Annotated in this window: 19 protein-coding genes; 13 read left to right on the forward strand and 6 right to left on the reverse strand. The window is 61.4% G+C overall.

Translation table 11 applies throughout. From position 1 onward, the window contains the following. Positions 1-9 precede the first annotated feature (9 nt). From ptsP to recD, 11 genes are all read left to right on the forward strand, one after another. Complete coding sequence (ptsP, locus tag B8P98_RS04860) at positions 10-2256, forward strand: phosphoenolpyruvate--protein phosphotransferase (protein WP_002915935.1); 2247 nt, start codon at positions 10-12, stop codon at positions 2254-2256. Positions 2257-2501: 245 nt separating this feature from the next. Beyond that, positions 2502-3377 (forward strand): prolipoprotein diacylglyceryl transferase, encoded by an 876-nt coding sequence (lgt, locus tag B8P98_RS04865; protein WP_004174524.1) that lies wholly within the window; start codon positions 2502-2504, stop codon positions 3375-3377. A gap of 6 nt (positions 3378-3383) precedes the next feature. After that, complete coding sequence (thyA, locus tag B8P98_RS04870) at positions 3384-4178, forward strand: thymidylate synthase (RefSeq protein WP_015958927.1); 795 nt, start codon at positions 3384-3386, stop codon at positions 4176-4178. Positions 4179-4363: 185 nt separating this feature from the next. After that, positions 4364-4915: a prepilin peptidase-dependent protein gene (locus tag B8P98_RS04875; protein ID WP_025711301.1), complete on the forward strand. Its 552-nt coding sequence runs from the start codon at positions 4364-4366 to the stop codon at positions 4913-4915. Continuing rightward, entirely contained in the window at positions 4912-5469 is a 558-nt protein-coding gene (locus B8P98_RS04880) for a prepilin peptidase-dependent protein (RefSeq protein WP_025711302.1), read from the forward strand. The genes B8P98_RS04875 and B8P98_RS04880 overlap by 4 nt, the downstream gene beginning before the upstream one ends. Further along, a complete protein-coding gene (locus B8P98_RS04885; protein WP_025711303.1) occupies positions 5466-5873 on the forward strand; it encodes a DUF2509 family protein in 408 nt (135 codons plus the stop codon). The genes B8P98_RS04880 and B8P98_RS04885 overlap by 4 nt, the downstream gene beginning before the upstream one ends. Further along, positions 5858-6181 carry a prepilin-type N-terminal cleavage/methylation domain-containing protein gene (locus B8P98_RS04890; RefSeq protein WP_025711304.1) on the forward strand — a complete coding sequence of 108 codons (324 nt, stop codon included), beginning with the start codon at positions 5858-5860 and terminating at the stop codon, positions 6179-6181. Before B8P98_RS04885 ends, B8P98_RS04890 begins: the two co-directional genes overlap by 16 nt. A gap of 12 nt (positions 6182-6193) precedes the next feature. Next, on the forward strand, positions 6194-9571 hold the full coding sequence (recC, locus tag B8P98_RS04895) for an exodeoxyribonuclease V subunit gamma (protein ID WP_025711305.1): 3378 nt from the start codon (positions 6194-6196) through the stop codon (positions 9569-9571). A 120-nt stretch (positions 9572-9691) separates the two neighbouring features. Continuing rightward, complete coding sequence (gene ptrA / locus B8P98_RS04900) at positions 9692-12577, forward strand: pitrilysin (protein ID WP_095032795.1); 2886 nt, start codon at positions 9692-9694, stop codon at positions 12575-12577. Then, complete coding sequence (gene recB, locus B8P98_RS04905; RefSeq protein WP_095032796.1) at positions 12574-16110, forward strand: exodeoxyribonuclease V subunit beta; 3537 nt, start codon at positions 12574-12576, stop codon at positions 16108-16110. Before ptrA ends, recB begins: the two co-directional genes overlap by 4 nt. Further along, a complete protein-coding gene (recD, locus tag B8P98_RS04910) occupies positions 16107-17951 on the forward strand; it encodes an exodeoxyribonuclease V subunit alpha (protein ID WP_025711308.1) in 1845 nt (614 codons plus the stop codon). Before recB ends, recD begins: the two co-directional genes overlap by 4 nt. Before the next feature lie 57 nt (positions 17952-18008). Here the strand turns inward: recD and B8P98_RS04915 are convergent, their stop codons facing one another. The 3 genes from B8P98_RS04915 to argA all read right to left on the reverse strand — a co-directional run bounded on the left by B8P98_RS04915 (position 18009) and on the right by argA (position 20280). Beyond that, on the reverse strand, positions 18009-18329 hold the full coding sequence (locus B8P98_RS04915; protein ID WP_025711309.1) for a hypothetical protein: 321 nt from the start codon (positions 18327-18329) through the stop codon (positions 18009-18011). A gap of 74 nt (positions 18330-18403) precedes the next feature. After that, positions 18404-18718, reverse strand: a complete 315-nt coding sequence (locus B8P98_RS04920) for a hypothetical protein (RefSeq protein WP_025711310.1) — start codon at positions 18716-18718, stop codon at positions 18404-18406. A 230-nt stretch (positions 18719-18948) separates the two neighbouring features. Next, a complete protein-coding gene (argA, locus tag B8P98_RS04925; protein WP_009308565.1) occupies positions 18949-20280 on the reverse strand; it encodes an amino-acid N-acetyltransferase in 1332 nt (443 codons plus the stop codon). Between the two features lie 227 nt (positions 20281-20507). Between argA and amiC the strand changes: the two genes are divergently transcribed. Together amiC and cobD are read left to right on the forward strand one after the other, a co-directional pair. Then, complete coding sequence (amiC, locus tag B8P98_RS04930; RefSeq protein ID WP_025711311.1) at positions 20508-21761, forward strand: N-acetylmuramoyl-L-alanine amidase AmiC; 1254 nt, start codon at positions 20508-20510, stop codon at positions 21759-21761. A 17-nt stretch (positions 21762-21778) separates the two neighbouring features. Further along, entirely contained in the window at positions 21779-22855 is a 1077-nt protein-coding gene (cobD, locus tag B8P98_RS04935; RefSeq protein ID WP_025711312.1) for a threonine-phosphate decarboxylase CobD, read from the forward strand. Positions 22856-22858: 3 nt separating this feature from the next. Here the strand turns inward: cobD and B8P98_RS04940 are convergent, their stop codons facing one another. From B8P98_RS04940 to pduV, 3 genes are all read right to left on the reverse strand, one after another. Continuing rightward, complete coding sequence (locus B8P98_RS04940; protein ID WP_042929086.1) at positions 22859-23725, reverse strand: GHMP family kinase ATP-binding protein; 867 nt, start codon at positions 23723-23725, stop codon at positions 22859-22861. Between the two features lie 91 nt (positions 23726-23816). Beyond that, a complete protein-coding gene (locus B8P98_RS04945) occupies positions 23817-25031 on the reverse strand; it encodes an acetate/propionate family kinase (RefSeq protein ID WP_025711314.1) in 1215 nt (404 codons plus the stop codon). After that, positions 25016-25468, reverse strand: coding sequence for a propanediol utilization protein PduV (pduV, locus tag B8P98_RS04950; protein WP_025711315.1), 453 nt, complete (start codon positions 25466-25468; stop codon positions 25016-25018). The genes B8P98_RS04945 and pduV overlap by 16 nt, the downstream gene beginning before the upstream one ends.

The raw sequence follows: 25468 nt of genomic DNA on the forward strand, positions 1-25468 counted from the left end.
ACGCACATTATGCTCACTCGGTTGCGAGAAATAGTCGAGAAGGTCGCGAGTGCGCCGCGTTTAAACGAGGCGCTGGATATTCTGGTGACGGATGTCTGCCAGGCGATGGAGACGGAAGTCTGCTCGGTTTACCTGGCTGACAATGACCGACGCTGCTATTACCTGATGGCCACCCGCGGGTTAAAAAAACCTCGCGGGCGCACCGTTGCGCTGGCGTTCGATGAAGGCCTGGTGGGGCTGGTTGGCCGCCTGGCGGAGCCCATCAACCTCGCCGATGCGCAAAAACACCCCAGCTTCAAATATATCCCTGCCGTCAAAGAGGACCGCTTCCGCGCCTTCCTTGGCGTGCCGATCATTCAGCGCCGCCAGCTGTTGGGCGTGCTGGTGGTCCAGCAGCGCGAGCTGCGTCAGTTTGATGAAAGCGAAGAGTCTTTCCTCGTCACCCTCGCCACCCAGATGGCGGCGATCCTCTCCCAGTCCCAGCTGAACGCCCTGTTCGGCCAGTATCGTCAGACGCGTATTCGCGCCCTGCCGGCCTCGTCCGGGGTGGCGATCGCCGAAGGCTGGATGGACGTCAGCCTGCCGCTGATGGAGCAGGTGTATGAGGCCTCGACGCTGGATACCGCCTCGGAACGCGAACGCCTGACCGGCGCGCTGGAAGAGGCGGCCAACGAGTTTCGTCGCTACAGCAAACGCTACGCCGCCGGCGCGCAAAAAGAGACGGCGGCAATCTTCGATCTCTACTCGCACCTGCTCTCCGACGCCCGCCTGCGTCGCGAGCTGTTTGCCGAAGTCGATAAAGGCGCGGTGGCCGAGTGGGCGGTCAAAAAGATCATCGAGAAGTTCGCCGAACAGTTTGCCGCGCTGAGCGACGGCTATCTGAAAGAGCGGGCCGGCGATCTGCGTACTTTGGGCCAGCGTCTGCTGTTCCATCTCGACGACAGCATTCAGGGGCCCAACACCTGGCCGGCGCGCATTATTCTGGTGGCGGACGAGCTGTCGGCCACCACCCTCGCCGAAGTGCCGCAGGATCGTCTGGCTGGCGTGGTGGTGCGCGATGGCGCCGCCAACTCCCATGCCGCCATTATGGTGCGAGCCCTCGGGATCCCGACGGTGATGGGCGCCGATATCCAGCCCTCTCTGCTGCATGGCCATACCCTGATTGTTGATGGCTATCGCGGTGAGCTGTTGGTGGATCCAGAACCTGTCCTGTTGCAGGAATATCAGCGCCTTATCAGCGAAGAGAACGAGCTCAGCCGCCTGGCGGAGGACGATCTCCAGCGCGCGTCGGAGCTGAAAAGCGGTGAGCGGGTGAAAGTCATGCTCAACGCCGGCTTAAGCCCGGAGCACGAAGAGAAGCTTGGCAGCTTTGTTGACGGTATTGGCCTCTACCGTACTGAAATTCCTTTTATGCTGCAGAGCGGCTTCCCGTCGGAAGAGGAGCAGGTCGCTCAATATCAGGGCATGCTGCAGATGTTTAACAGCAAACCGGTGACCCTGCGTACCCTGGACATCGGCGCCGATAAACAGCTGCCGTATATGCCGATCAGTGAAGAGAACCCGTGCCTCGGCTGGCGCGGGATCCGCATCACCCTCGATCAGCCGGAGATCTTTTTGATCCAGGTGCGGGCGATGCTGCGCGCCAACGCCGCCACCGGCAACCTCAGCATTTTGCTGCCGATGGTGACCAGTCTGGAGGAGGTGGATGAGGCCCGTCGGCTGATCGACCGCGCCAGCCGGGAAGTGGAAGAGATGATCGGCTACGCCATCCCACGGCCACGCCTGGGGGTGATGCTGGAGGTCCCGTCGATGGTCTTTATGCTGCCGCAGCTGGCCAGCCGGATCGATTTTATCTCGGTAGGGACGAACGACCTGACCCAGTACCTGCTGGCCGTCGATCGCAACAATACCCGGGTCGCCAGCATGTATGACAGCCTGCATCCGGCGGTATTACGGGCGCTGGCGATGATCGCCCATGACGCCGAGCGCTTTGGTATCGATCTGCGACTGTGCGGCGAGATGGCGGGCGACCCGATGTGCGTAACGATCCTTATCGGCCTCGGTTATCGTCATCTGTCGATGAACGGCCGCTCGGTGGCGAGGGTGAAATATCTGCTGCGCCGCATCGATATCGAAGAGGCGCAGGAGCTGTCGCGTCGTAGCCTCGATGCCCAGATGACCGCCGAGGTGCGCCATCAGGTGGCGGCCTTTATGGAGCGTCGCGGTCTTGGCGGTCTGATCCGCGGCGGGCGGTAGCGGCAGCCCGGGTGAGGTGTAAGCCGTAACCCGGGGATCCCCTGTTCGCGCCATCCGGCAAAATAGGGCTTCGTCGGGAAAACGGCATTCTGTTAGCATCCGTATACATATCTTTTACACGTTCGGCGCGGATCGCTTTTGTGGCTTATGCTATGATTCGCCTCCTTCGGCGTGCCCATTTTATGCGGGCATGGATCATCACCGCTGTCCACTTTCGGCGGAATAACAAGTCTTTATGGTGACAGATGAATAGTGGCTACCTGCATTTTCCGGAGTTCGATCCGGTCATTTTTTCTCTAGGCCCGGTCTCCCTCCACTGGTACGGTTTGATGTACCTGGTGGGCTTTGTCTTTGCGATGTGGCTGGCCACCCGTCGGGCGAATCGTCCGGGCAGCGGCTGGACGAAAAATGAAGTGGAAAACCTGCTTTACGCGGGCTTTCTCGGCGTCTTCCTGGGCGGCCGTATCGGCTACGTGCTGTTTTACAACCTGCCGGTATTTCTTGCCGATCCGCTGTATCTGTTCCGCGTCTGGGACGGCGGCATGTCGTTCCACGGCGGCCTGATCGGTGTGATCCTGGTAATGATTATCTTCGCCAGACGCACCAAACGCACCTTCTTCCAGGTCTCCGATTTTATCGCCCCGCTGATCCCGTTTGGCCTTGGCGCCGGGCGTCTGGGCAACTTTATCAACGGTGAACTGTGGGGCCGCGTGGACCCAAGCTTCCACTACACGATGATTTTCCCGGGCTCCCGTGCCGAAGACCTGGCGCTGCTGCCGACGCATCCGGAATGGCAATCGCTGTTCGATACCTACGGCGCGCTGCCGCGTCACGCGTCGCAGCTGTACGAGCTGGCGCTGGAAGGCGTGGTGTTGTTCCTGATCCTGAACCTGTTTATCCGTAAACCGCGCCCAACCGGCTCCGTTTCCGGCCTGTTCCTGATTGGCTACGGCCTGTTCCGCATTATCGTGGAATTCTTCCGCCAGCCCGACGCCCAGTTCACCGGCGGTTGGGTGCAGTACATCAGCATGGGGCAGATTCTTTCGATCCCGATGGTGCTTGCGGGTATCATTATGATGGTTTGGGCTTACCGCCACCGTCCGCAGCCACAGAATTCTTGAGGAACCATGAAACAGTATCTTGATTTGATGCAGAAAGTGCTCACCGAGGGCACGCCAAAAAATGACCGCACCGGCACTGGCACGATCTCTATTTTCGGCCATCAGATGCGTTTTAACCTGCAGGAAGGCTTCCCGCTGGTGACCACCAAGCGCTGTCATTTACGCTCCATCATCCATGAACTGCTGTGGTTCCTGCAGGGCGATACCAACATCGCCTATCTGCACGAGAACAACGTCACCATCTGGGACGAGTGGGCAGATGAAAACGGCGACCTGGGGCCGGTTTACGGCAAACAGTGGCGTTCCTGGCCTGCGCCGGATGGTCGTCATATCGACCAGATCACCACGGTGATGAACCAGCTGAAAAACGACCCGGACTCCCGCCGGATCATCGTCTCGGCGTGGAACGTCGGCGAGCTGGATAAAATGGCGCTGGCGCCGTGCCACGCCTTCTTCCAGTTCTACGTCGCCGATGGCAAGCTCTCCTGCCAGCTGTATCAGCGCTCCTGCGACGTATTCCTCGGCCTGCCGTTCAATATCGCCAGCTACGCGCTGCTGGTGCATATGGTGGCGCAGCAGTGCGATCTGCAGGTCGGTGATTTCGTCTGGACCGGCGGCGACACCCACCTGTACAGCAACCATCTCGAGCAGACCAACCTGCAGTTGAGCCGCGAACCGCGTCCGCTGCCGAAGCTGGTCATCAAGCGCAAGCCGGCGTCGATTTTCGACTACCGCTTTGAAGACTTCGAGATTGAAGGTTACGATCCGCATCCGGGCATTAAAGCGCCGGTGGCGATTTAACCCCCTGCTGATATGACCAACCGGCGCCCGATGGCGCCGGTTTTTTTATGCCCTTTACACCCCATCCCGATGGGGGGATCTCCCTTGCCACAGGGACAAGGTCGTTTCCACCCGCCCCAGGTCACAGGCGGTTGCGGTGGGCGAAGTTGGGTAGACGTTCGCAAAAAAATGTTCTGCTGGTGGTAATACAAACCTTTTTTGCGTATCTGGCCGGGAAAGCTATTTTCCATCATCGCGTCAGGGGCAATCGCCGCGGCATACTCAACGCCATGAACAGAGAACATGGCTACACCCTGATGGAAACCCTGGTAACGCTGACGTTAATGATGATCCTCAGCGTCGGCGGCCTGTACGGCTGGCAGCGCTGGCAGCAACAGCAACGACTGTGGCAAACCGCCGCCCAGGTGCGGGATTTTCTGGTCTTTCTGCGCGATGACGCCAACGCGTACAACCGTGACCGTGTGCTTCGCATCGGCCAGGACGAGGCGGGCTGGTGCCTGAGTGCGCAGGGGGAAGGGTCGGACTGCACCGCCGGGTCGGCCTTCACGCTGCGTCCGCGCTGGCCGGGGATCACGCTGGTCGGTGTTACGCCTGGTCTGGGGTTTTATGGTCTGCGCAGCACCGCCTGGGCGGGGAATCTGCGGCTGCAGAGCGCGGCCGGCAGCTGGAGCATCGTGATCTCACACTGGGGGCGGATTCGTTTATGCCCCAGCGACAGCGCAGGGGGATGTCAGTGAACAGTCGCGGATTTTCCCTGGCGGAGGCGCTTATCGCCATGGCCATCGGCTCGCTGCTGCTGATGGGGGCCTGCCGTTTTCTGCCTGCCCTGCAGCGTCATATTCTGCGCCAGGGCGAACAGCTGGCCCTGGAGAACGAGCTGTGGCAGCGCGTGCATGCCGTGGGAAAACATCTCCAGCGCGCCGGGTACTGCCGGGGAGCGTGCGGCGGCGCCGGGCTGGAGCTAGCCGCTGGCGGCGAGTGTCTGATTGTGCGCTGGGACGCGAACAGCAACGGGAGATGGGAAACCTCCCCTGCGGCAGCGGCGGAGAGCACCGGCTTTCGCCTGCGCGACGGCGCGCTGGAGACCTTGCGCGGGGCCAGCGACTGCCGCGGCAGCGGATGGGAGAAAATCACCAATCCGGCCGCCATCGTGGTGACGCGCTTCTCGGTACAGCGACTGGTCACCACCCGCTTCGCGCCGGAGCTGAGCGTGACGCTGGCGGCGCGCTCTGCCCGGTGGGCGGGGCTGGTGAGTGAGGTGGAGCAGCGGGTGACGGGGTATAACCTGTGATCCGCCAGCGTGGGATGTCGTCGCTGCTGATGGTGCTCCTGCTGCTGACCCTCGGCAGCCTGTTACTCGAGGGGCTTAACCTGCAGCAGCGGGCGCTGCTGGCGCAAACTGCCAGCGAAACGCAGGCGATCCGCGATACGGCCATCGCCCATTCGGCGCTGCAGTGGGGAAAACAGCAGGTCTGGTCGGCGCAGGAGCCACTGGCCTGCCGTACCGAGCCACAGCAGGGCTGGCACACTTGTCTGCGCATCTTCGGCGACGGCTCGCTGTTGCTCAGTAGCGCCAGCGGCGAGGTGCAGGTCTGGCAGTCCGGCGAGGTGCGCGGCGGGCAGGTGTATTTCTTCGCCCACGGTTGGAGCGATTTTTGCCCGCTCAGGGAGGTGAGCTTATGTCAAATGCCCTGAAGCGTCAGCGGGGTTTTAGTTTGCCGGAGACCGTGCTGGCGATGGCGCTGATGGTGCTGACGGTTGCCGCGCTGGGCGGCTATCAGCGCGGGATGGCGCAAGGGATTGTTCAGATGAATCAGACGCGTCAACTGTGGCGCGACGCGTGGCGCTTTAGCCAGCTTTCTGCGCCGCCATTGCCGGCACGCGCGCAGGTAAGCCGTATGCAGACATCGACGCAAAGATGTGTCAGCATCACGGTAACGATCAGTATGCCCGTTGCAAAGCGGGTGCAGATGACCCGGCTGCATTGCCCGGTCAGCCAGTAGTCAGGAGCTATTATGTTAAGGGTATACCACTCAAACCGGCTGGATGTTCTCGAGGCGTTGATGGAGTTTATCGTCGAGCGCCAGCGGCTGGATGACCCTTTTCAGGCCGAAATGGTGCTGGTGCAGAGTACCGGCATGGCGCAGTGGCTGCAGATGACCCTGGCCTCGCGCTTCGGGATTGCCGCCAATATCGAATTCCCGCTGCCGGCGAGCTTTATCTGGGACATGTTCGTACGCGTCCTGAAAGATATTCCCGGCGAAAGCGCCTTCAGCAAGCAGAGCATGAGCTGGAAGCTGATGACCCTCCTGCCGCAGCACCTCGATGAAGACGATTTTATCTTGCTGCGCCAGTATCTGAGCGATGACGGCGACAAGCGCAAGCTGTTTCAGCTGGCCGCCCGGGTCGCGGACCTTTATGACCAGTACCTGGTCTATCGCCCGGAGTGGCTGATGCGCTGGGAAGCCGACCAGCGGGTTGATGGCCTCGGCGACGCCCAGCAGTGGCAGGCGCCGCTGTGGAAAGCGCTGGTGAGCTACACCGCCGAGCTGGGGCAGCCGCAGTGGCACCGCGCCAATCTCTATCAGCGCTTTATCAGCACCCTGGAAAAGGCGGATGAACCGCCTGCCGGGCTGCCGTCGCGCGTCTTTATTTGCGGGATTTCCGCGCTGCCGCCGGTCTATCTGCAGGCGCTGCAGGCGTTGGGTAGGCATGTCGATGTCTACGTATTGTTTACCAACCCCTGCCGCTACTACTGGGGAGATATTAAGGATCCGGCATTCCTGGCGAAGCTGCTATCGCGCCAGCGGCGCCATCATCGCGAGGCGCGCGCGCTGCCCCTGTTCCGCGACACCGAGCAGGCGCCGGGGTTGTTTAATGACGCCGGGGAACAGGATGTCGGCAACCCGCTGCTCGCTTCCTGGGGCAAGCTGGGGCGCGACTATATCTACCTGCTGGCAGGGCTGGAGCGCTATGAGGAGCTGGACGCCTTTGTCGATATCACTCCCGATAACCTGTTGCATAACCTGCAGTCGGATATCCTTGAACTGCGCAACGCGGCGGTGGCCGGTCAGAGCGCAGAGGCGTTCGCCCACAGTCGCGACAAACGTCCGCTGGCGCTGAATGACCGCAGTCTGAGCATTCACGTCTGCCACAGTCCGCAGCGCGAAGTGGAAGTTCTGCACGATAGGCTGCTGGCGATGCTGGAGGCGGATCCGACGCTCACGCCGCGGGATATCATCGTCATGGTGGCGGATATCGACAGCTACAGTCCCTATATTCAGGCGGTGTTTGGCGCGGCCAGCGGTGACCGCTGGCTGCCGTGGGCGATCTCCGACCGTCGCGCCCGCGAGTCGCACCCGGTGCTGCAGGCGTTTATTACGTTGCTCTCGCTGCCCGACAGCCGCTTCGCCAGCGAAGATGTGCTGGCGCTGCTGGATGTCCCGGTGCTGGCGGCGCGCTTTAATATCACGGAAGAAGGGCTGCGCTACCTGCGCCAGTGGGTGAACGAGTCCGGGGTGCGCTGGGGAATGGATGACGACAACGTCCGCGAGCTGGACCTGCCGGCGACCGGGCAGCATACCTGGCGGTTCGGCCTCACCCGCATGCTGTTGGGCTACGCGATGGACAGCCGCGAGGGAGAGTGGCAGTCGGTGCTGCCGTATGATGAATCCAGCGGTTTGATCGCCGAACTGGTGGGCAACCTCGCGTCGCTGCTGATGCAGCTTAATCTGTGGCGACGCGGCCTGGCCCAGCAGCGGCCGCTGGCGGAGTGGCTGCCTGTCTGTCGCGATCTGCTGAATGACTTTTTCCTGCCGGACAGCGAGACCGAAGCGGCGCTGGCGTTAATTGAGCAACAGTGGCTGGCGGTTATTGATAGCGGTCTGGAAGCACAGTATGGCGACCAGGTGCCACTGACGCTGCTGCGCGACGAACTGGCCCAGCGTCTCGATCAGCAGCGGATCAGTCAGCGCTTTCTTGCCGGCCCGGTCAACATCTGCACCCTGATGCCGATGCGCTCTATTCCTTTCAAAGTGGTTTGCCTGCTGGGGATGAATGACGGAGTCTATCCGCGAACGCTGCCGCCGCTGGGCTTTGATTTGATGAGCCAGAAGCCGCAGCGTGGCGACCGCAGCCGGCGCGATGATGACCGCTATCTGTTCCTCGAGGCGCTGATGTCCGCCGAACAGACGCTGTATATCAGCTATATCGGACGTTCGATCCAGGACAACAGCGAGCGCTTTCCTTCGGTGCTGGTGCAGGAGCTGGTGGATTACATTGGCCAGAGCCACTGTCTTGCTGGCGACGAAGAGCTTGACTGCGACGCCAGCGAAGCCCGGGTCAAAGCCCATATCACCCATCTGCATACGCGCATGCCGTTCGACGTCGCCAATTTCCAGGAGGACGAGAACAAAAGTTACGCCCGCGAATGGCTGGCCGCTGCCGGTCAGCAGGGGGAAGCGCATAGCGACTTCATTCAGCCGCTCACCGCGCCGCCGATTGACAGCCTGCCGTTCGAGCAGCTCTTACGCTTCTGGCAGCACCCGGTACGCGCGTTCTTTCAGCAGCGTTTGCGGGTCAATTTCCGCGCCGAAGAGGACGATATACCTGACGACGAGCCCTTCACTCTTGAAGGGCTGAGCCGTTATCAACTGAATCAGCAGTTGCTCAATACGCTTATCGAGGAGCAGGACGTCTCGGCTATGTTCCGCCGCTTTCGCGCCGCCGGCGAGCTGCCATATGGCGCCTTTGGCGAACTGGTCTGGGAGACGCAGCGCCTGGAGATGCAGACCCTGGCCGAGCGGGTGATGGCCGAGCGCCAGCAGGCGCAGAGCATGGAGATCGATCTCCAGTGCGGTGGCGTGAACCTGACCGGCTGGCTGCAGCAGGTGCAGCCGGACGGTCTGCTGCGCTGGCGACCTTCGCTGCTGAGCGTCTCTCAGGGAATGCAACTTTGGCTGGAACACCTTGTCTACTGTGCCAGCGGCGGTACTGGCGAGAGCCGGCTGTTTGTGCGTAAAGAGGGGGAATGGCGTTTTCCGTCGCTGGCGCCCGCCGAGGCGCAGGCGTACCTTAATGCGCTGGTGGATGGCTATTTGCTGGGGATGTCTCAACCGCTGCTACTGCTGCCGGAAAGCGGTGGCGCCTGGCTGAAAGCCTGTTACGACGCCGAAAAGGATGTCATCTTAATGGACGAAGAGACGCAGCAGAAAGCGCGGAGCAAATTCCTGCAGACCTACGAAGGTAACATGGTGGTCAGCGGGGAGGGTGCCGATATCTGGTATCAACGCCTCTGGCGTTCGCTGGAGCCGGCGCATTACGAAGAAATCATTGCCCAGACGCAGCGTTATCTGTTACCGCTATATCGTTACCATCAGTCCACACAAATTTAAATAGTATAAAAATTGCGCAGTGAATGGCGGTTCATTTATTATGCGCAACGTATCACGGACTGATGGACATAAAAGGCTGCACGCTGTGCAGCGCAAGTTTGTTAATGATGAGGTTCGTGAATGCCCCGCAGTTTATGGTTCAAGGTTTTTGTTGTGCTGGCCGCCCTCTGGGCGCCGTTTAGTCAGGCCGACACCGGATGGCAGCCGATTCAGGAGACGATCCGCAAAAGCGAAAAAGACACGCGTCAGTATCAGGCGATCCGCCTTGATAACGACATGGTCGTGCTGCTGGTTTCCGATCCGCAGGCGGTGAAATCGCTGTCGGCGCTGGTGGTGCCGGTGGGATCCCTGCAGGATCCGGCCGATCATCAGGGGCTGGCGCATTTTCTGGAACATATGACGCTGATGGGGTCGCAAAAATATCCCCAGCCTGACAGCCTTGCAGAGTTTCTTAAGCTACACGGCGGCAGCCATAACGCCAGCACCGCGCCCTACCGCACCGCGTTTTATCTTGAAGTGGAGAATGATGCGCTGGACGGGGCCGTAGACCGCCTGGCCGACGCCATCGCCGCGCCGCTGCTGGATAAGAAATATGCCGACCGCGAACGTAACGCGGTCAACGCCGAGCTGACGATGGCCCGGACGCGAGACGGGATGCGTATGGCCCAGGTCAGCGCGGAGACCATCAACCCGGCTCACCCGGCGGCCCACTTCTCCGGTGGCAACCTCGAGACGCTCAGCGATAAGCCCGGCAGCCCGGTACTTGATGCGTTGCATACCTTCCGCGATAGCTGGTACTCCGCCAACCTGATGAAAGCGGTGATCTACAGCAACAAGCCGTTGCCGGAGCTGGCGCGGATGGCTGCTGACACCTTTGGCCGCGTGCCGAATCGTCAGATCAGCAGGCCGCAAATTACCGTCCCGGTGGTCACGGATGCGCAAAAAGGCATCATTATTCACTATGTGCCGGCGATGCCGCGCAAAGTGCTGCGCGTCGAGTTTCGCATCGACAACAACAGCGATCGCTTCCGCAGTAAAACCGATGAGCTGGTCACCTATCTCATCGGCAACCGCAGCCCGGGCACGCTCTCTGACTGGCTGCAAAAGCAGGGGCTGGCGGAAGGTATCCGCGCCGATTCCGATCCGGTGGTAAACGGCAACAGCGGCGTACTGGCGATCTCTGCCACCCTCACCGATAAAGGCCTGGCGCACCGCGATGAAGTGACGGCGGCCATTTTCAGCTACCTCGACCTCCTGCGTACTCAGGGCATCGACAAACGCTATTTCGACGAACTGGCGCATGTGCTGGCGCTGGATTTCCGCTATCCGTCAATCAACCGCGACATGGATTACGTGGAATGGCTGGCAGACACCATGATCCGGGTGCCGGTCGAGCATGCGCTGGACGTAGTCAACATTGCCGACCAGTACGACCCGCAGGCGATCAAAGACCGGCTGGCGATGATGACCCCGCAGAACGCCCGCATCTGGTATATCAGCCCCCAGGAGCCGCATAACAAGACGGCCTATTTTGTCGATGCGCCGTATCAGGTGGATAAGATTAGCGAGCAGACCTTCGCTGACTGGCAGCACAAATCGCGGGCCATCCAGCTGCAGCTGCCGGCGCTCAACCCCTATATTCCGGATGATTTCACCCTCATCAAAAGCGATAAAGCCTGGCCGCATCCGCAGCTGATCCTCGATGACCCGACGCTGCGGGTGGTGTATGCCCCGAGCCAGTATTTTGCCAGCGAGCCGAAGGCGGATATCTCCCTGGTGCTGCGTAATCCCCAGGCGATGGACAGCGCTCGCCGGCAGGTGATGTTTGCTCTCAACGATTATCTCGCCGGCATCGCCCTCGATCAGCTCAGTAACCAGGCGGCGGTCGGCGGCATTTCGTTCTCCACCGGCGCTAATAACGGATTAATGGTCAATGCCAACGGCTATACCCAGCACCTTCCGGCGCTGTTCAGCGATCTGTTGCAGGGATACTTCAGCTATACGCCGACCGAGGAGCAGCTGGAGCAGGCCAAATCCTGGTATGCGCAGATGATGGACTCCGCCGAGAAAGGCAAAGCCTACGATCAGGCGATAATGCCCATCCAGATGGTCTCCCAGGTGCCGTACTTCCAGCGCGAAGTGCGCCGGGCGCTGCTGCCCTCCATCACCCTTAAAGAGGTGCTCGACTACCGCGCCAACCTGAAAACCAAGGGGCGTCCTGAACTGATGGTGATCGGCAATATGACCGCCGATGCCGCCACGACGCTGGCCCGCCAGATCCAGCAGCAGCTGGGCGCTGACGGCAACGAATGGTGCCGCAATAAAGACGTGGTGGTGAACCGTCAGCAGCTGGCGATCTTCAACAAAGCGGGCAACAGCACCGACTCCGCGCTGGCCGCAGTGTTCGCGCCGCCCAATGTCGATGAGTTCAGCAGCACCGCCGCCAGCACTCTGCTGGGGCAGATCGTTCAGCCATGGTTCTACAACCAGCTGCGTACTGAAGAGCAGCTTGGCTACGCGGTCTTTGCCTTCCCGATGAACGTGGGGCGCCAGTGGGGTATGGGCTTCCTGCTGCAGAGCAGCGATAAGCAGCCAGCCTTCCTCTGGCAGCGGTTCCAGGCCTTCTTCCCCACCGCGGAGGCGAAGCTGCGGGCGATGAAGCCGGAAGAGTTTGCCCAGCTCCAGCAGGCGGTGATAAGCCAGATGCTGCAGGCGCCGCAGACGCTGGGCGATGAAGCCTCGAAACTGAGCAAAGATTTCGATCGCGGTAATATGCGTTTTGATTCACGTGATAAAGTAGTGGCTCAGATTAAACTGCTGACGCCGCAAAAACTTGCCGACTTCTTCCATCAGACGGTGGTGGATCCGCAGGGCATGACGATACTGTCCCAGATTTCCGGTAGCCAGAATGGCAAAGCGGACTATGCCCAGCCGAAAGGCGGCAAAGTGTGGGAAAATGTCAGCGCATTGCAGCAATCCCTACCCCTGATGCGAGAGAATGAATGACCGACACCGCTGAGTCTTTGGATCCCCTGCGCTTGCCCCTGACGGGCGAGCGCCTGATAGAAGCCTCTGCGGGCACCGGAAAAACCTTTACCATCGCCGCGCTGTATCTGCGGCTGCTGTTGGGGCTGGGCGGCGAGTCCGCCTATCCCCGCGCCATCAGCGTTGAAGAGCTGCTGGTGGTGACCTTTACCGAAGCGGCGACCGAAGAGCTGCGCGGGCGTATCCGCAGCAACATCCACGAACTGCGCATCGCCTGCCTGCGCGGCGAATCTGACAACCCGCTCTACAGCGCGCTGCTGGCGGAGATCGCCGACAAAGACGACGCCGCGAAGACCCTGCTGCTGGCCGAGCGGCAAATGGACGAGGCGGCGGTATTCACCATCCACGGCTTTTGCCAGCGGATGCTGAGCCTCAACGCCTTCGAGTCGGGCATGCTGTTCGAGCAGCAGCTGATTGAGGATGAATCCCGCCTGCGCTATCAGGCCTGCGCCGACTTCTGGCGTCGCCACTGCTATCCCCTGACCCGCGATATCGCGGCGGTGATCCACGATGTCTGGAAAGGGCCGCGCGATCTGCTGAAGTCCCTTGACCGCTGGCTGCAGGGCGAAGCGCCGCAGCTCAAGTCACCGCCAGCCGCTAACGAGACGCTGGCCGAGCGCCATCAGCAGATCATCAGCCGCATTGACTCGCTTAAGCAGCAGTGGCGTGAGCAGGTGGGTGAGATCGAAGGCGTGCTGGAAAATTCCGGCCTTGACCGGCGGAAGTTCAATCGCGGCAATCAGGGCAAGTGGATTGAGAAAGTGAACGCCTGGGCGCAGGAAGAGACGTTGAGCTACCAGCTGCCCGACGCGCTGGAGAAATTTGCCCAGTCGTTTCTGTACGAGCGCACTAAAGCCGGCGGCGAACCGCCGGTACATCCGTTGTTTAGCGCCGTTGAGACGCTGCTGTCCTCGTCGCTCACGCTCACCGATCTGGTGCTGGCGAGAGCAATGGTCGAGATCCGCGATGCGGTCGCGCGCGAAAAGCGCCGCCGCGGCGAGCTGGGGTTTGACGATATGCTCAGCCGGCTTGACGAGGCGCTGCGCGGCGACAGCGGCGAGGCGCTGGCCAGCGCCATTCGCCAGCGTTTTCCGGTGGCGATGATCGATGAATTTCAGGACACCGACCCCCAGCAGTACCGAATTTTTCGCCGTATCTGGCGCCAGCAGCCGGAGACGGCGCTGCTGCTGATCGGCGACCCAAAACAAGCCATCTACGCTTTTCGCGGCGCCGATATCTTTACCTATATGAAGGCGCGCGGCGACGTTGCCGCGCACTACACCCTCGATACCAACTGGCGCTCCTCGCCGGGCATGGTCGGCAGCGTCAACCGCTTGTTCAGCCTCAGCGATAACCCCTTTATGTTTCGCGAGATCCCCTTCCTGCCGGTGAAGGCAGCGGCAAAGAACCAGGGGCTGCGCTTTAGCGTTGACGCGGCGGACGTACCTGCGATGAACGTCTGGCTGATGCCCGGCGACACCGTCGGGTCTGGCGATTATCAGACGTTTATGGCGCAGCTCTGCGCCACGCAGATCCGCGACTGGCTGAGCGCCGGCCAGCAGGGGCGCGCGCTGCTGTGGCGTGGGGAAACCTCGCGCCCGGTGCAGGCTTCGGATATCACGGTGCTGGTGCGCAACCGGCTGGAGGCGGCACAGGTGCGTGAAGCGCTGCAGACGCTGGGCATCCCCTCGGTCTACCTCTCCAACCGCGACAGCGTTTTTGAGACGCTGGAGGCCCAGGAGCTGCTCTGGCTGCTGCAGGCGGTGCTGGCCCCGGAGCGGGAAAATACCCTGCGCAGCGCGCTGGCGACCTCCATGTTTGGCCTGACCGCGCTGGATATTGAAAACCTGAACCAGGACGAGCAGGCATGGGACGCGCTGGTAGAGGAGTTCAGCGAATACCGCCAGATCTGGCGGCAGCGAGGGGTGATGCCGATGCTGCGGGCGTTGATGACGGCCCGGCATATCGCCGAGAATCTGCTGGCGACCCGCGGCGGCGAGCGGCGCTTAACCGACATTCTGCACATCAGCGAATTGCTGCAGGAGGCGGCCAGCCAGCTGGAAAGCGAGCATGCCCTGGTGCGCTGGCTGGCGCAGCACATCGCCGAGCCGGACAGCAACGCCGCCAGCCAGCAGATGCGTCTCGAAAGTGATAAGCACCTGGTGCAAATTGTCACCATTCACAAGTCAAAAGGGCTGGAATACCCCCTGGTCTGGCTGCCGTTTATCGCCCGGTTTCGTAAACAGGACCAGGCGTTTTACCACGATCGCGAGACGTTCGCGGCGGTGCTGGATCTGGGCCAGGATGAATCCAGCCTCGAGCTGGCGGAGGCGGAACGGCTGGCGGAAGATCTGCGCCTGTTGTACGTCGCCTTGACCCGCGCGGTCTGGCACTGCAGCCTCGGCGTGGCGCCGCTCAGTAGCCGGAAATCCGGCAACAGCGATTTCCATCTCAGCGCGCTGGGGCGTTTGCTGCAGGCAGGTGAAGCCATGGACGCCGCCGGGCTGGCTGCGCAGCTGGCAGACTTCTGTCAGGGCGAGATTGCATTACAGAGACCGGGCGAGCTGGATCTCACCCCGTGGCAGGCGCCCGCGGCGACCATCCCCCCGCTGTCGGCGCGTGAGCTACAGCGCCGTATCGCCGACGACTGGCGGGTGACCAGCTACTCCGGGCTGCAGCAGCATGGTTTCAGCGGCGGGCAGGATCTGCTGCCGCGTCTGGATGTCGATGCCGCCGGCGTCGGTGAAGTGGTGGAAGAGCCGCAGTTGACTCCGCACCAGTTCCCGCGCGGCGCCGCGCCGGGGACCTTCCTGCACAGCTTGTTTGAGGAGCTGGACTTCACCCAGCCGGTGCCGGACGGATGGATGGCGGAGAAGCTGCAGCTGAGCGGGTTTGACGCGCAGTGGGCGCCGGTGCTGACCGACTGGCTGGGGGGCGTGCTGAAGACCCGCCTGCCGGGGCCGGATATCGCGCTCAATCAGCTTGCGGCGCGGGATAAACAGGTGGAGATGGCGTTTTACCTGCCCATCGCCCAGCTGCTGACGGCGGAGCGCCTTGACGCGCTTATCCGCCAGTACGATCCCCTCTCCGCCGACACGCCGCCGCTGGATTTCCGCCAGGTGCGCGGCATGCTGAAGGGCTTTATCGATCTGGTCTTCCGCCACGAAGGCCGCTATTACCTGCTGGATTACAAATCCAACTGGCTGGGGGGAGATCGCGAGGCCTATACCCGGCCGGCGATGGAGCAGGCGATGCGTGCCCACCGCTACGATCTACAGTATCAGCTGTATAGCCTGGCGCTGCACCGCTATCTGCGCCACCGGCTGGCCGATTATGACTATGACCGCCACTTCGGTGGCGTGATTTATCTCTTCCTGCGCGGCATGGACGGGCAGGAGGGGGGGCAGGGGATCTTCACCACCCGGCCGGTGAGACCGCTGATTGACGGTCTGGATCAGCTTTTTGCCGGAGAAACGCAGGAGGAGGCCTCATGACTTTCGAACAACTACTGCTGGCCGCGGTGGAGCAGCGTCTGCTGCGGCCGCTGGACGTCCAGTTTGCCCTGATGGTGGCGCAAAACGACCCGCCGGCGGTCAAGCTGGCAGCGGCGTTACTGAGCCGGGATGCCGGCGAGGGGCACGTCTGCCTGCCGCTCTCGCGGCTGAGCGGCGACGAGGCGCTGAGCGGAAAAGCGGGGGAGATCCGCGATCGGCTGCTGGCCGAAGCCGGCGCGCCGGAGGACTGGCCCGCGCTGCTGCTCGCGTCGTCGGCGGTAAGCTGCGGCGATGCCCCGGCGCCGATGATTTTGTGCGGCGACCGGCTCTACCTGAACCGGATGTGGCGCAACGAGCTGACCGTCGCCCGCTTCTTCAATGACGCCAACCGGGTGCTGGAGATGGATGAGGCGCGGCTGGCGGCCACCCTGAATGCGCTGTTTCCCGCCACTGGCGAAACCGACTGGCAAAAAGTGGCCGCGGCGGTGGCGCTGACCCGCCGCATATCGGTGATCTCCGGCGGTCCCGGGACCGGGAAGACCACCACCGTGGCGAAGCTTCTGGCGGCGCTGATCCAGATTGACGACAGTCCACGCTGTCGTATTCGCCTCGCAGCGCCGACCGGTAAAGCGGCAGCGCGCCTGACCGAATCGCTGGGGGCGGCACTGAGAAAGCTGCCGCTGACCGACGCGCAGAAAGCGTTAATTCCCACCGAGGCCAGCACGCTGCATCGTCTGCTCGGCGCCCAGCCCGGCAGCCAGCGCATGCGCTATCATGCCGGCAACCCGCTGCATCTGGACGTGCTGGTGGTGGATGAAGCCTCGATGATTGACCTGCCGATGATGTCGCGGCTTATCGACGCGCTGCCGGCTCACGGGCGGGTGATTTTCCTTGGCGATCGCGACCAGCTGGCCTCCGTGGAAGCCGGGGCGGTACTGGGCGACATCTGCGCCTGGGCAAGCTCGGGTTACACCGCCGCACGGGCGCAGGAGCTGACCCGGCTGACCGGTTCGCCGGTGCCTGCGGGCGAGGGGACTATCGCCGGCGCGCTGAGAGACAGCTTGTGCCTGCTGCAAAAGAGCTATCGCTTCGGCAGTCACTCCGGTATCGGGAGCCTGGCGCGGGCGGTGAACGCTGGTGCGCGCGCGGAGGTGAAGGCCACGCTGCGCCAGCCGTTTGACGATATCGCGCTTCATCCCCTCAGCACGACTGACGAGTACGAGGCCATGCTCGGCGCGGCCCAGCAGGGCTATGAGCGCTACCTGCAGCTGCGCCGCGAGCGGGCCGAACCGCAGGCCATGCTGGCCGCTTTCAGCGAATTCCAGCTGCTGTGCGCGCTGCGCGAAGGGCCGTACGGCGTGAGCGGCGTCAATGAGCGGCTGGAGCAGCGGCTCAACCGCCAGCGGGCGATCGCCCTGCCGCGCCACTCCCGCTGGTATGACGGCCGACCGATCATGATATCGCGCAACGACAGCGCGCTGGGGCTGTTTAACGGCGATATCGGCATTGCGCTGGAGCGCAACGGCGAGCTGCGGGTGTGGTTCCTGATGCCCGACGGCGCCATCAAGTCGGTACAGCCGAGCCGCCTGCCGGAGCATGATACCGCCTGGGCGATGACCGTGCATAAATCGCAGGGCTCGGAGTTCGAACATGCGGCGCTGATCCTGCCGGCGCGCAGCGTCCCGCTGGTGACGCGCGAACTGGTCTATACCGCCATCACCCGCGCGAAACAGCGCTTGTCGCTCTATGCCGACGAGCAGGTACTCTCCCAGGCCATTGTGACGCGAACCGAGCGGCGCAGCGGTCTGGCGGAGATTTTTGCCGGGCGCGAAGCCTCCTGAGACGCCGCGTCCGGGCGATAGGGACAAGGGTGACCCCCGTCCCGGACTGGCGAAGAATCAGTAGCTGAAGAACAGGGGGATGAGCCAGAACACCGATATCGAGTTCATGGCACAAAAATAGGCCCCATAGCGCATGGGGAGTGATGACGTTGAGAGATCGGCAATAACGATAACCACCAGTGAAATAATCAGGTTGGCTATCGATATGACGATGAACAGCAAGAACACCATCATCCCGGCCGCCATGGCGCCGGATGAGGGGCCTCCGCTACCCGCCATAATCATTATCAGCAACAGCGCCCAGGGATAGAGGGAAATGACCAGCACGATGTTTTTGATGTTTCTGATCACCCAGTTGGGCTGCTTTTTCTTAGCCATTATCAGTCCTTAGCGTAATGAATGATTTATCGTGTGTTTCGCCTGAATCATGATGACGGAGGGGCGCTTTAAGGTCATATGGCCAGCAGTCCGAGCCACCATAGTGATATCGAATTCATCGCGAAAAAGCGGACTGTCGCGCCGCCGGCCAGCGGTGGAGTGGAACAGCGGGCACAAAAAATGACCAGCGAGGAGATGAGGAAATTAATGCCGGATGTCAGGGCCAGCAGAAATAATATCGCGATGGCGGCGCCGAGCGCGGCATAGCCGTGCTGATGATGGCGCTGGTTATCCCAGAGCAGCAAAATCAACAGCAACCACGGATAGAGGGCGACCGCGGTGGTGATGAGGTTGATATGTCTGACCAGCCAGTTCGGTTTGGTTTCCATTCTTTAAGCGATCCTTGCAGGGTGGGTAGCGGCCGTTGCGCCAGTCGACCTCCTGTCGACAGCCTGTAGCATATCGTTGGGCCAGCGTTAAAGGAATGGTCTGCGTGGAAACCAGGAATTTCGCCCGCGTGCCGCACACTGTGCCCGCGCGAAGCGATGCTGGAGAGCGGCCGGGAATAAGGCGATAAACGCCGCTTTTTCCCGGGCCGTTAAAAAGGGTAGGGAAGGGCTTAGGCGAGGTCGGCCATCAGCACCTTCGACCGGCGCTGATAGTTATACATCTGCTTTTTACTCTCCGGCAGCAGGTCAATATCCACCGGCGTGAAGCCGCGCTCCTGGAACCAGTGAATGCTGCGGGTGGTTAGTACGAACAGCTTGCTCAGCCCCATCTGCCTGGCCTGGGCGGCAATACGCTCCAGCAGCACCTCACCCCGTGACGAACTCCGGTAATCCGGATGCACCGCCACGCAGGCCATCTCGCCGATCTTCTCTTCCGGGAAAGGATAGAGGGCGGCGCAGGCAATAGTGGTGTTATCGCGCTGAATAATGGTGAATTTGTCGATTTCCATTTCCAGCTGCTCGCGAGAGCGGCGCACCAGGATGCCCTGCTGCTCAAGCGGGCTTATCAGCTCAAGAATACCGCCGATATCATTGATGGTTGCCCGACGGATTTGCTCCGCGCTCTCCATGACGATCTGAGTGCCGATGCCGTCGCGTGAAAACAGTTCCTGCAGCAGTGCGCCATTTTCCTGATAGCTGATCAGGTGGCAGCGCCGCACGCCGCTGCGGCAGGCCTTCACCGCCCCGCGCAGGAAGCGCACGGTACCGGAGTTATAATCTTCATCTGCCTCCAGCTCTTCGACGCGGGCCTGCGCCTCATTAGGGAACAGTTCGGAGACAATTTCTCCCGCCTGGTTGTACACTCCCTGCGACGAACAGAAACCGATCATTTTCTCCGCCTTCAGTTTGATAGCCAGCTGGGTGGCGATCTCTTCCGAAGTCAGGTTAAAGCTCTCGCCGGTGACCGACACCGCGACCGGCCCCATCAGCACAATGGCGCCGCTGTCGAGCTGACGATGAATCGCCTCTTCATCAATGCGGCGAATACGCCCACTGTGGCAATAATCGACGCCGTCATCGACGCCCAGCGGCTGGGCAATGATAAAGTTGCCGCTGACGACGTTGATATGGGCTCCCTGCAGCGGGGTGTTGTTGAGGCTCATCGACAGACGGGCGGTGATCTCCAGCTGCAGCATGCCCGCCGCCTGCTTCACCAGCTCCAGCGTTTTGGCGTCAGTCACTCGCGTCTGCTTGTGATAGATCGGCTCGTGATGGTGCTCGGCGAGGTTCGCGTCAATCTGCGGTCGAGCGCCATAGACCACCACCAGGCGAATGCCCAGGCTATGCAATAACCCTATATCATTGACAATATTAGAAAAATTCTCATGCTCAATGGCTTCGCCGCCCAGCATGATGACAAACGTTTTTCCCCGATGGGCATTAATATAGGGAACAGAATGGCGGAATCCTTCTACCAGTTCAGTGCGACGTTCCTTCACCATGACAAACCCTCAATGCATGATTATTCGTAATTATTGTATTTTTATTCTGTTTTGCCGTTAAACGCAAGTGCCAATTTTAGGCTAAGTCGCGAAAAACATGTGACCCGGCGCAGGGTGTCAATGAATGTTTACCCTTTTATAGATGACAGGTTATATGCCTTTCGTTAAAGTTTCTGGTCAATCTGTTTGTTTTGGGTACAAATGCGTTTTTATTGCTTGGGAGTGGCATGTCGGGAAACAACTCAGGATTAAGCCGTCGCCGTCTGTTGCAGGGCGCGGGCGCCATGTGGTTAATGAGCGTGAGCCCTGTGGGGCTGGCTGCCGATGCGCGAGTGGTCGCCGTTCGCGTCTGGCCAGCATCGACCTACACGCGCGTCACGGTAGAATCGAATCATGTGCTGAAATACCGGCAGTTTGCCCTCAGTAATCCGGAACGAGTGGTAGTGGATCTGGAAGGGGTTAACCTGAACTCTGTGCTGAAAGGCATGGGCGGCCAGATCCGCGATGACGATCCCTTTATTAAGTCCGCCCGCGTGGGCCAGTTTGATCCACAAACCGTGCGCATGGTCTTTGAGCTCAAGCAGAACGTCAAGCCGCAGCTGTTTGCCCTCGCGCCGGTGGCCGGCTTTAAAGAGCGTCTGGTGATGGACCTCTACCCCGCCAACGCCACCGATGTTCAGGATCCGCTGCTGGCGCTGCTCGAGGATTACAACAAAGGCGACCTGGAGCGTCAGGTGCCGCCGGCGCAAAGCGGACCACAGCCGGGCAAAGCCGGGCGTGACCGGCCGATTGTCATTATGCTCGATCCCGGACACGGCGGCGAAGACTCCGGCGCCGTGGGGAAGTATCGCACCCGCGAAAAAGACGTGGTGCTGCAGATTGCCCGCCGCCTGCGGGCGTTAATCGACAAAGAAGGCAATATGAAGGCCTATATGACCCGCAACGAAGATGTGTTCATCCCGTTGAAAGTGCGTGTCGCGAAGGCGCAGAAGCAGCGCGCCGACCTGTTCGTGTCGATTCACGCCGATGCCTTTACCAGCCGCCAGCCCAGCGGCTCTTCGGTGTTTGCCCTCTCCACCAAGGGGGCCACCAGTACCGCGGCAAAATATCTCGCCCAGACGCAGAACGCCTCGGATCTGATCGGTGGGGTCAGCAAGAGCGGTGACCGCTATGTCGACCACACCATGTTCGATATGGTGCAGTCCCTCACCATCGCTGACAGCCTCAAATTTGGCAAGGCGGTGCTGGAGAAAATGGGCAATATCAATAACCTGCACAAGAACCGGGTAGAACAGGCGGGCTTTGCGGTGCTGAAGGCGCCAGACATCCCCTCCATTCTGGTGGAGACGGCGTTTATCAGTAACGTGGAAGAAGAGCGGAAACTGAAAACGGCTAAATTCCAGCAGGAGGTGGCCGAGTCGATCCTCGCCGGGATTAAAGCCTACTTTGCCGACGGCGCGACGCTGGCCCGCCGCGGATAACCACACAGGAAAGGGACATGGCCTTACTGAAAAGCGCCCATGGCGGTAACATCCGCGAGGCCGCCGCCCTGCTGGGCATTGCGCCCGGCGAGCTGCTGGATTTTAGCGCCAACATCAATCCGCTGGGGATGCCCGCCTCGCTCAGGCAGGCGATCATCGACAACCCAGGCTGCGCCGAACGCTACCCTGACGTCGAGTATCAACAGCTGCATCAGGCGCTGGCTGCCCACCATCAGCTGCCGGCGGCGCAGATCCTCGCCGGCAACGGCGAAACTGAATCAATCTTCACCCTCGTCCACGGCCTTAAGCCGCGACGGGCGATGATCGTCATTCCTGGTTTCGCGGAGTACCGGCGGGCGCTGCAGACGGTGGACTGCGAAGTAGTGGAGTATGCCCTGCGGGAGTGCGATGGCTGGCAGCTGACTGACGCCATCCTCGATGCCCTGACTCCGGCGCTGGACTGTCTGTTTCTTTGCACCCCGAACAACCCCACCGGCCTGCTGCCGGAGCGGGGCCTGCTGGAAGCCATTGCGCAGCGCTGCCGGGCCCTGAATATCAGCCTGATCCTTGATGAGGCCTTTCTTGATTTTATGCCCGACCAGCCGGGATTTATTCCCCTGCTGGCGCAGTACCCGCACGTCTGGGTTCTGCGCTCGCTCACCAAATTTTATGCTATTCCGGGGCTGCGTCTCGGCTATCTGCTCAACGCTGACGCGCAGGCAGTGGCCCGACTGCGCGAGCGACAAATGCCGTGGTCCATTAATGCCTATGCCGCCCTGGCCGGGGAAATTATTCTCCAGGACCGGGCGTATCAGCGGGCCACCTGGCAGTGGCTGCAGGAAGAGGGAACGCGCTTCTATGCGCGACTGAAAGAGATTAACGGGCTGACCGTGTGGCCCGGGCGCGCCAACTACCTGTTTTTACGCTGCGACAGACCAGAGTTTGACCTGCAATACGCTCTGCTGCGCCAGCACGTGCTGATCCGCAGCTGCGCCAACTACCCGGGGCTGGATAGCCGCTATTTCCGGGTGGCGATCCGTAGCGCCAGCGAAAACGACCAGCTGCTGGCGGCGCTGCGCCGGGCGCTGGCCTGATCCCTACTGCAGGGTGACGCCCCCGGGCACCATCGCCAGCAGATGCTGCTGCGGCCAGTGGGCGGCGATTTTACTGTCTGCCAGCCGCCATTGCAGAAATTCGACGTCATGACGGCGGCGGTCCAGTAGCAGGCCGACGACGCTGCCGCTGTGCGCCACGTTAAGGCCATACAGTCCTGCGCTTTCCACCAGTTCCAGCAGCGCGCTAAATCCCGGTTTGGGCAACAGCTGCTGGCTGGCGACGGCGCTGATGGTCGCCGCTTCGCCCAGCAGCTGCGGGCTGCCGCAGTGGCAGGCCTGCTGTACTTTCTCCCACGCCAGCTGCAGCCGGGAGGCGTTTGCTAACAGGCCAGGCTCGCGCGGTAGCTGGTGATAGTCGGTGGTGCGCAGCGTCAGCGGGCTCTCCAGCACTAACAGGTCGAGCGCTGGCGGAGGGGGACAGGCGATTTGCGTGGCGGCGGTATTATGGTCGAACAGCGTCAGCTGGCGAAACAGGGTGCTGTCGGTGGGCTCCAGCGCGACGCACAGGCGCGCCAGCGTCGGCTCATCCAGCGGATGGCCCAGATGGTGGGCGGTGGCCACCGCAGTGGCGGCGATATCGGCAGTGCTGCTGGCCATTCCTTTGGCCACCGGGATCGTCGAGTGCAGGGTAATGCGGATCTGCTGGCTCAGCCCTGGAGGATAGCCCCAGTGGGCCAGCAGCTGGTCGACCATTGCTCGCGACAGCGGCCGCTCATCCTTTCGCGGCACCCCGGTCTCGACCTCGACGGTGCTGTACCAGTCCACCGGGCAGGAGACCAGCTTTTCGCTGCCGAGGATCCAGCCCTGGATAAGTTCTCCGCACGAGGCGGGACATTGTGCAACTGCCACGTTTTCACCTTTCCGCTTACCTTCGCCAGGGCGCATAGTGGCATGGCGACCCGCCGGTTACCATGATTCTCCGCAAGAGGAGGTACGTCGTTTATGCCGACACCGCCAGCTCGCGCGCCTGCGGCAATGCAAGACGCATGACGTCGCGGGCAATCATTAGCTCTTCATTGGTGTTGATCACTGCCACTTTGACCAGCGCATTATCCGCCTGAATAAAGGTCGCGCTCCGCTGGTTTTTCTCGTCGTCCAGCGCGAGGCCGAGAAAGTGCAAATTGCGGCAGATCGTCGCCCGCGCCCGGGCGGAATTCTCGCCTATGCCGCCGGTAAAAATCAGCGCGTCCAGACCTCCCATCTGCATGATATAGCTGCCGATAGTCGCGCGAATGCGTTCGGCAAACAACGACAGCGCCAGTGCCGCCCGTTCGTTGCCGGCGTCGGCTGCCTGTTCAACGTCGCGGTAATCAGAGGACACGCCGGAGACGCCAAGCAGCCCAGATTCATTATTCAGCAGCTGGTTGAGCTGCTGGGCGGATTTCCCTTCTTTCTCCACCAGCCAGGGAAGAATCGACGGATCGATATCGCCGCTGCGGGTGCCCATCATCACTCCGGACTGCGGGGTAAAGCCCATTGAGGTATTCACCGACTGCCCGCCTTTGATGGCGCAGACGCTGCAGCCATTGCCCAGATGGCAGCTCACTACCCGCAGGGCGCTCAGCGGTACGCCCAGCTTTTCCGCCAGCGTGCTGCTGACATAGTGATGGCTGGTGCCGTGAAAACCGTAGCGGCGAATGCCCAGCTCGGCGTAATAGCGCCAGGGCAGGGGATAGAGCCAGGACTCCGGCGCCAGGGTCTGGTGAAAAGCGGTATCAAAAACCGCCACCGCCGGTACCGCCGGCAGCAGCTGGCGAAAGAGACGAATGCCCAGCGCATTGACCGGGTTATGCAATGGCGCCAGCTCCGCCAGGCGTTCGATCTCCCGCAGGGTGTCGTCGCAGACCAGCGCGGCGTCTTTGAAGCGTTCGCCGCCGTGGGCGACGCGGTGGCCAACACCGTCTATCTCCTGCAGGCTGCTCAGGATCCCGCGGCCGGTCAGCGCCTCCAGCAGCAGCGTCACTGCCTCGTGGTGATCGGCGATGGGCAGCGTCTCCTGCCATTTCTGCGCCGGCGTTTTCAGCGTAAAGCGGGCCTCGGGCAGGCCGATACGTTCGATCAATCCCTGACAGATCAACGCCCCCTGCGGCATGTTAAGCAACTGAAACTTCAGGGAAGAGCTGCCGGCGTTAATCGCCATTATTTTATATGACATTGATATTCCTCTGTATTCAGGCAGGCGAGCAGGTCATCAAGCCCGTCACCGGTTAACGCGCTGGTGATAAAGATATGTTCGGCTCCTGCCGCCTCGAGCCATGCCCGGACCTGTTCCAGACGGGGCGGAGCGGCCAAATCGGCTTTGGTGATCACCCCGATAACCGGGCGGTTCATTGGGGCGGTAAACCCCGGAGAAAAGGGTGACCAGGGCGCATCGGCATTCAGCACCAGCGCGATGACATCGGCCTCGCAGGCGCTGGTTAACAGCGCGCTGTACAGGCAGCGGTTTTCCAGATATTCCCCGGGGGTGTCGATTGCGGCCGGCGTCCAGACGATGGCCTGCGTTTTTTGATAACGCAGCGTTTCGCCACGCAATACCTGGGTCAACGAGGTTTTGCCGCACTGGCTGGGTCCGATAAGCATCAGGCGTTTCAT

This window comes from Klebsiella quasivariicola, from assembly GCF_002269255.1.
GTDB lineage: Bacteria > Pseudomonadota > Gammaproteobacteria > Enterobacterales > Enterobacteriaceae > Klebsiella > Klebsiella quasivariicola.

Excerpts from the sequence above, each read along its gene's own strand:
- ptsP (WP_002915935.1), top strand. The coding sequence starts at position 10 with ATGCTCACTCGGTTGCGAGAAATAGTCGAGAAGGTCGCGAGTGCGCCG.
- lgt (WP_004174524.1), top strand. The coding sequence starts at position 2,502 with ATGAATAGTGGCTACCTGCATTTTCCGGAGTTCGATCCGGTCATTTTT.
- thyA (WP_015958927.1), top strand. The coding sequence starts at position 3,384 with ATGAAACAGTATCTTGATTTGATGCAGAAAGTGCTCACCGAGGGCACG.
- B8P98_RS04890 (WP_025711304.1), top strand. The coding sequence starts at position 5,858 with ATGTCAAATGCCCTGAAGCGTCAGCGGGGTTTTAGTTTGCCGGAGACC.
- recC (WP_025711305.1), top strand. The coding sequence starts at position 6,194 with ATGTTAAGGGTATACCACTCAAACCGGCTGGATGTTCTCGAGGCGTTG.
- ptrA (WP_095032795.1), top strand. The coding sequence starts at position 9,692 with ATGCCCCGCAGTTTATGGTTCAAGGTTTTTGTTGTGCTGGCCGCCCTC.
- recB (WP_095032796.1), top strand. The coding sequence starts at position 12,574 with ATGACCGACACCGCTGAGTCTTTGGATCCCCTGCGCTTGCCCCTGACG.
- recD (WP_025711308.1), top strand. The coding sequence starts at position 16,107 with ATGACTTTCGAACAACTACTGCTGGCCGCGGTGGAGCAGCGTCTGCTG.
- B8P98_RS04915 (WP_025711309.1), bottom strand. The coding sequence starts at position 18,329 with ATGGCTAAGAAAAAGCAGCCCAACTGGGTGATCAGAAACATCAAAAAC.
- B8P98_RS04920 (WP_025711310.1), bottom strand. The coding sequence starts at position 18,718 with ATGGAAACCAAACCGAACTGGCTGGTCAGACATATCAACCTCATCACC.
- argA (WP_009308565.1), bottom strand. The coding sequence starts at position 20,280 with ATGGTGAAGGAACGTCGCACTGAACTGGTAGAAGGATTCCGCCATTCT.
- amiC (WP_025711311.1), top strand. The coding sequence starts at position 20,508 with ATGTCGGGAAACAACTCAGGATTAAGCCGTCGCCGTCTGTTGCAGGGC.
- cobD (WP_025711312.1), top strand. The coding sequence starts at position 21,779 with ATGGCCTTACTGAAAAGCGCCCATGGCGGTAACATCCGCGAGGCCGCC.
- B8P98_RS04945 (WP_025711314.1), bottom strand. The coding sequence starts at position 25,031 with ATGTCATATAAAATAATGGCGATTAACGCCGGCAGCTCTTCCCTGAAG.
- pduV (WP_025711315.1), bottom strand. The coding sequence starts at position 25,468 with ATGAAACGCCTGATGCTTATCGGACCCAGCCAGTGCGGCAAAACCTCG.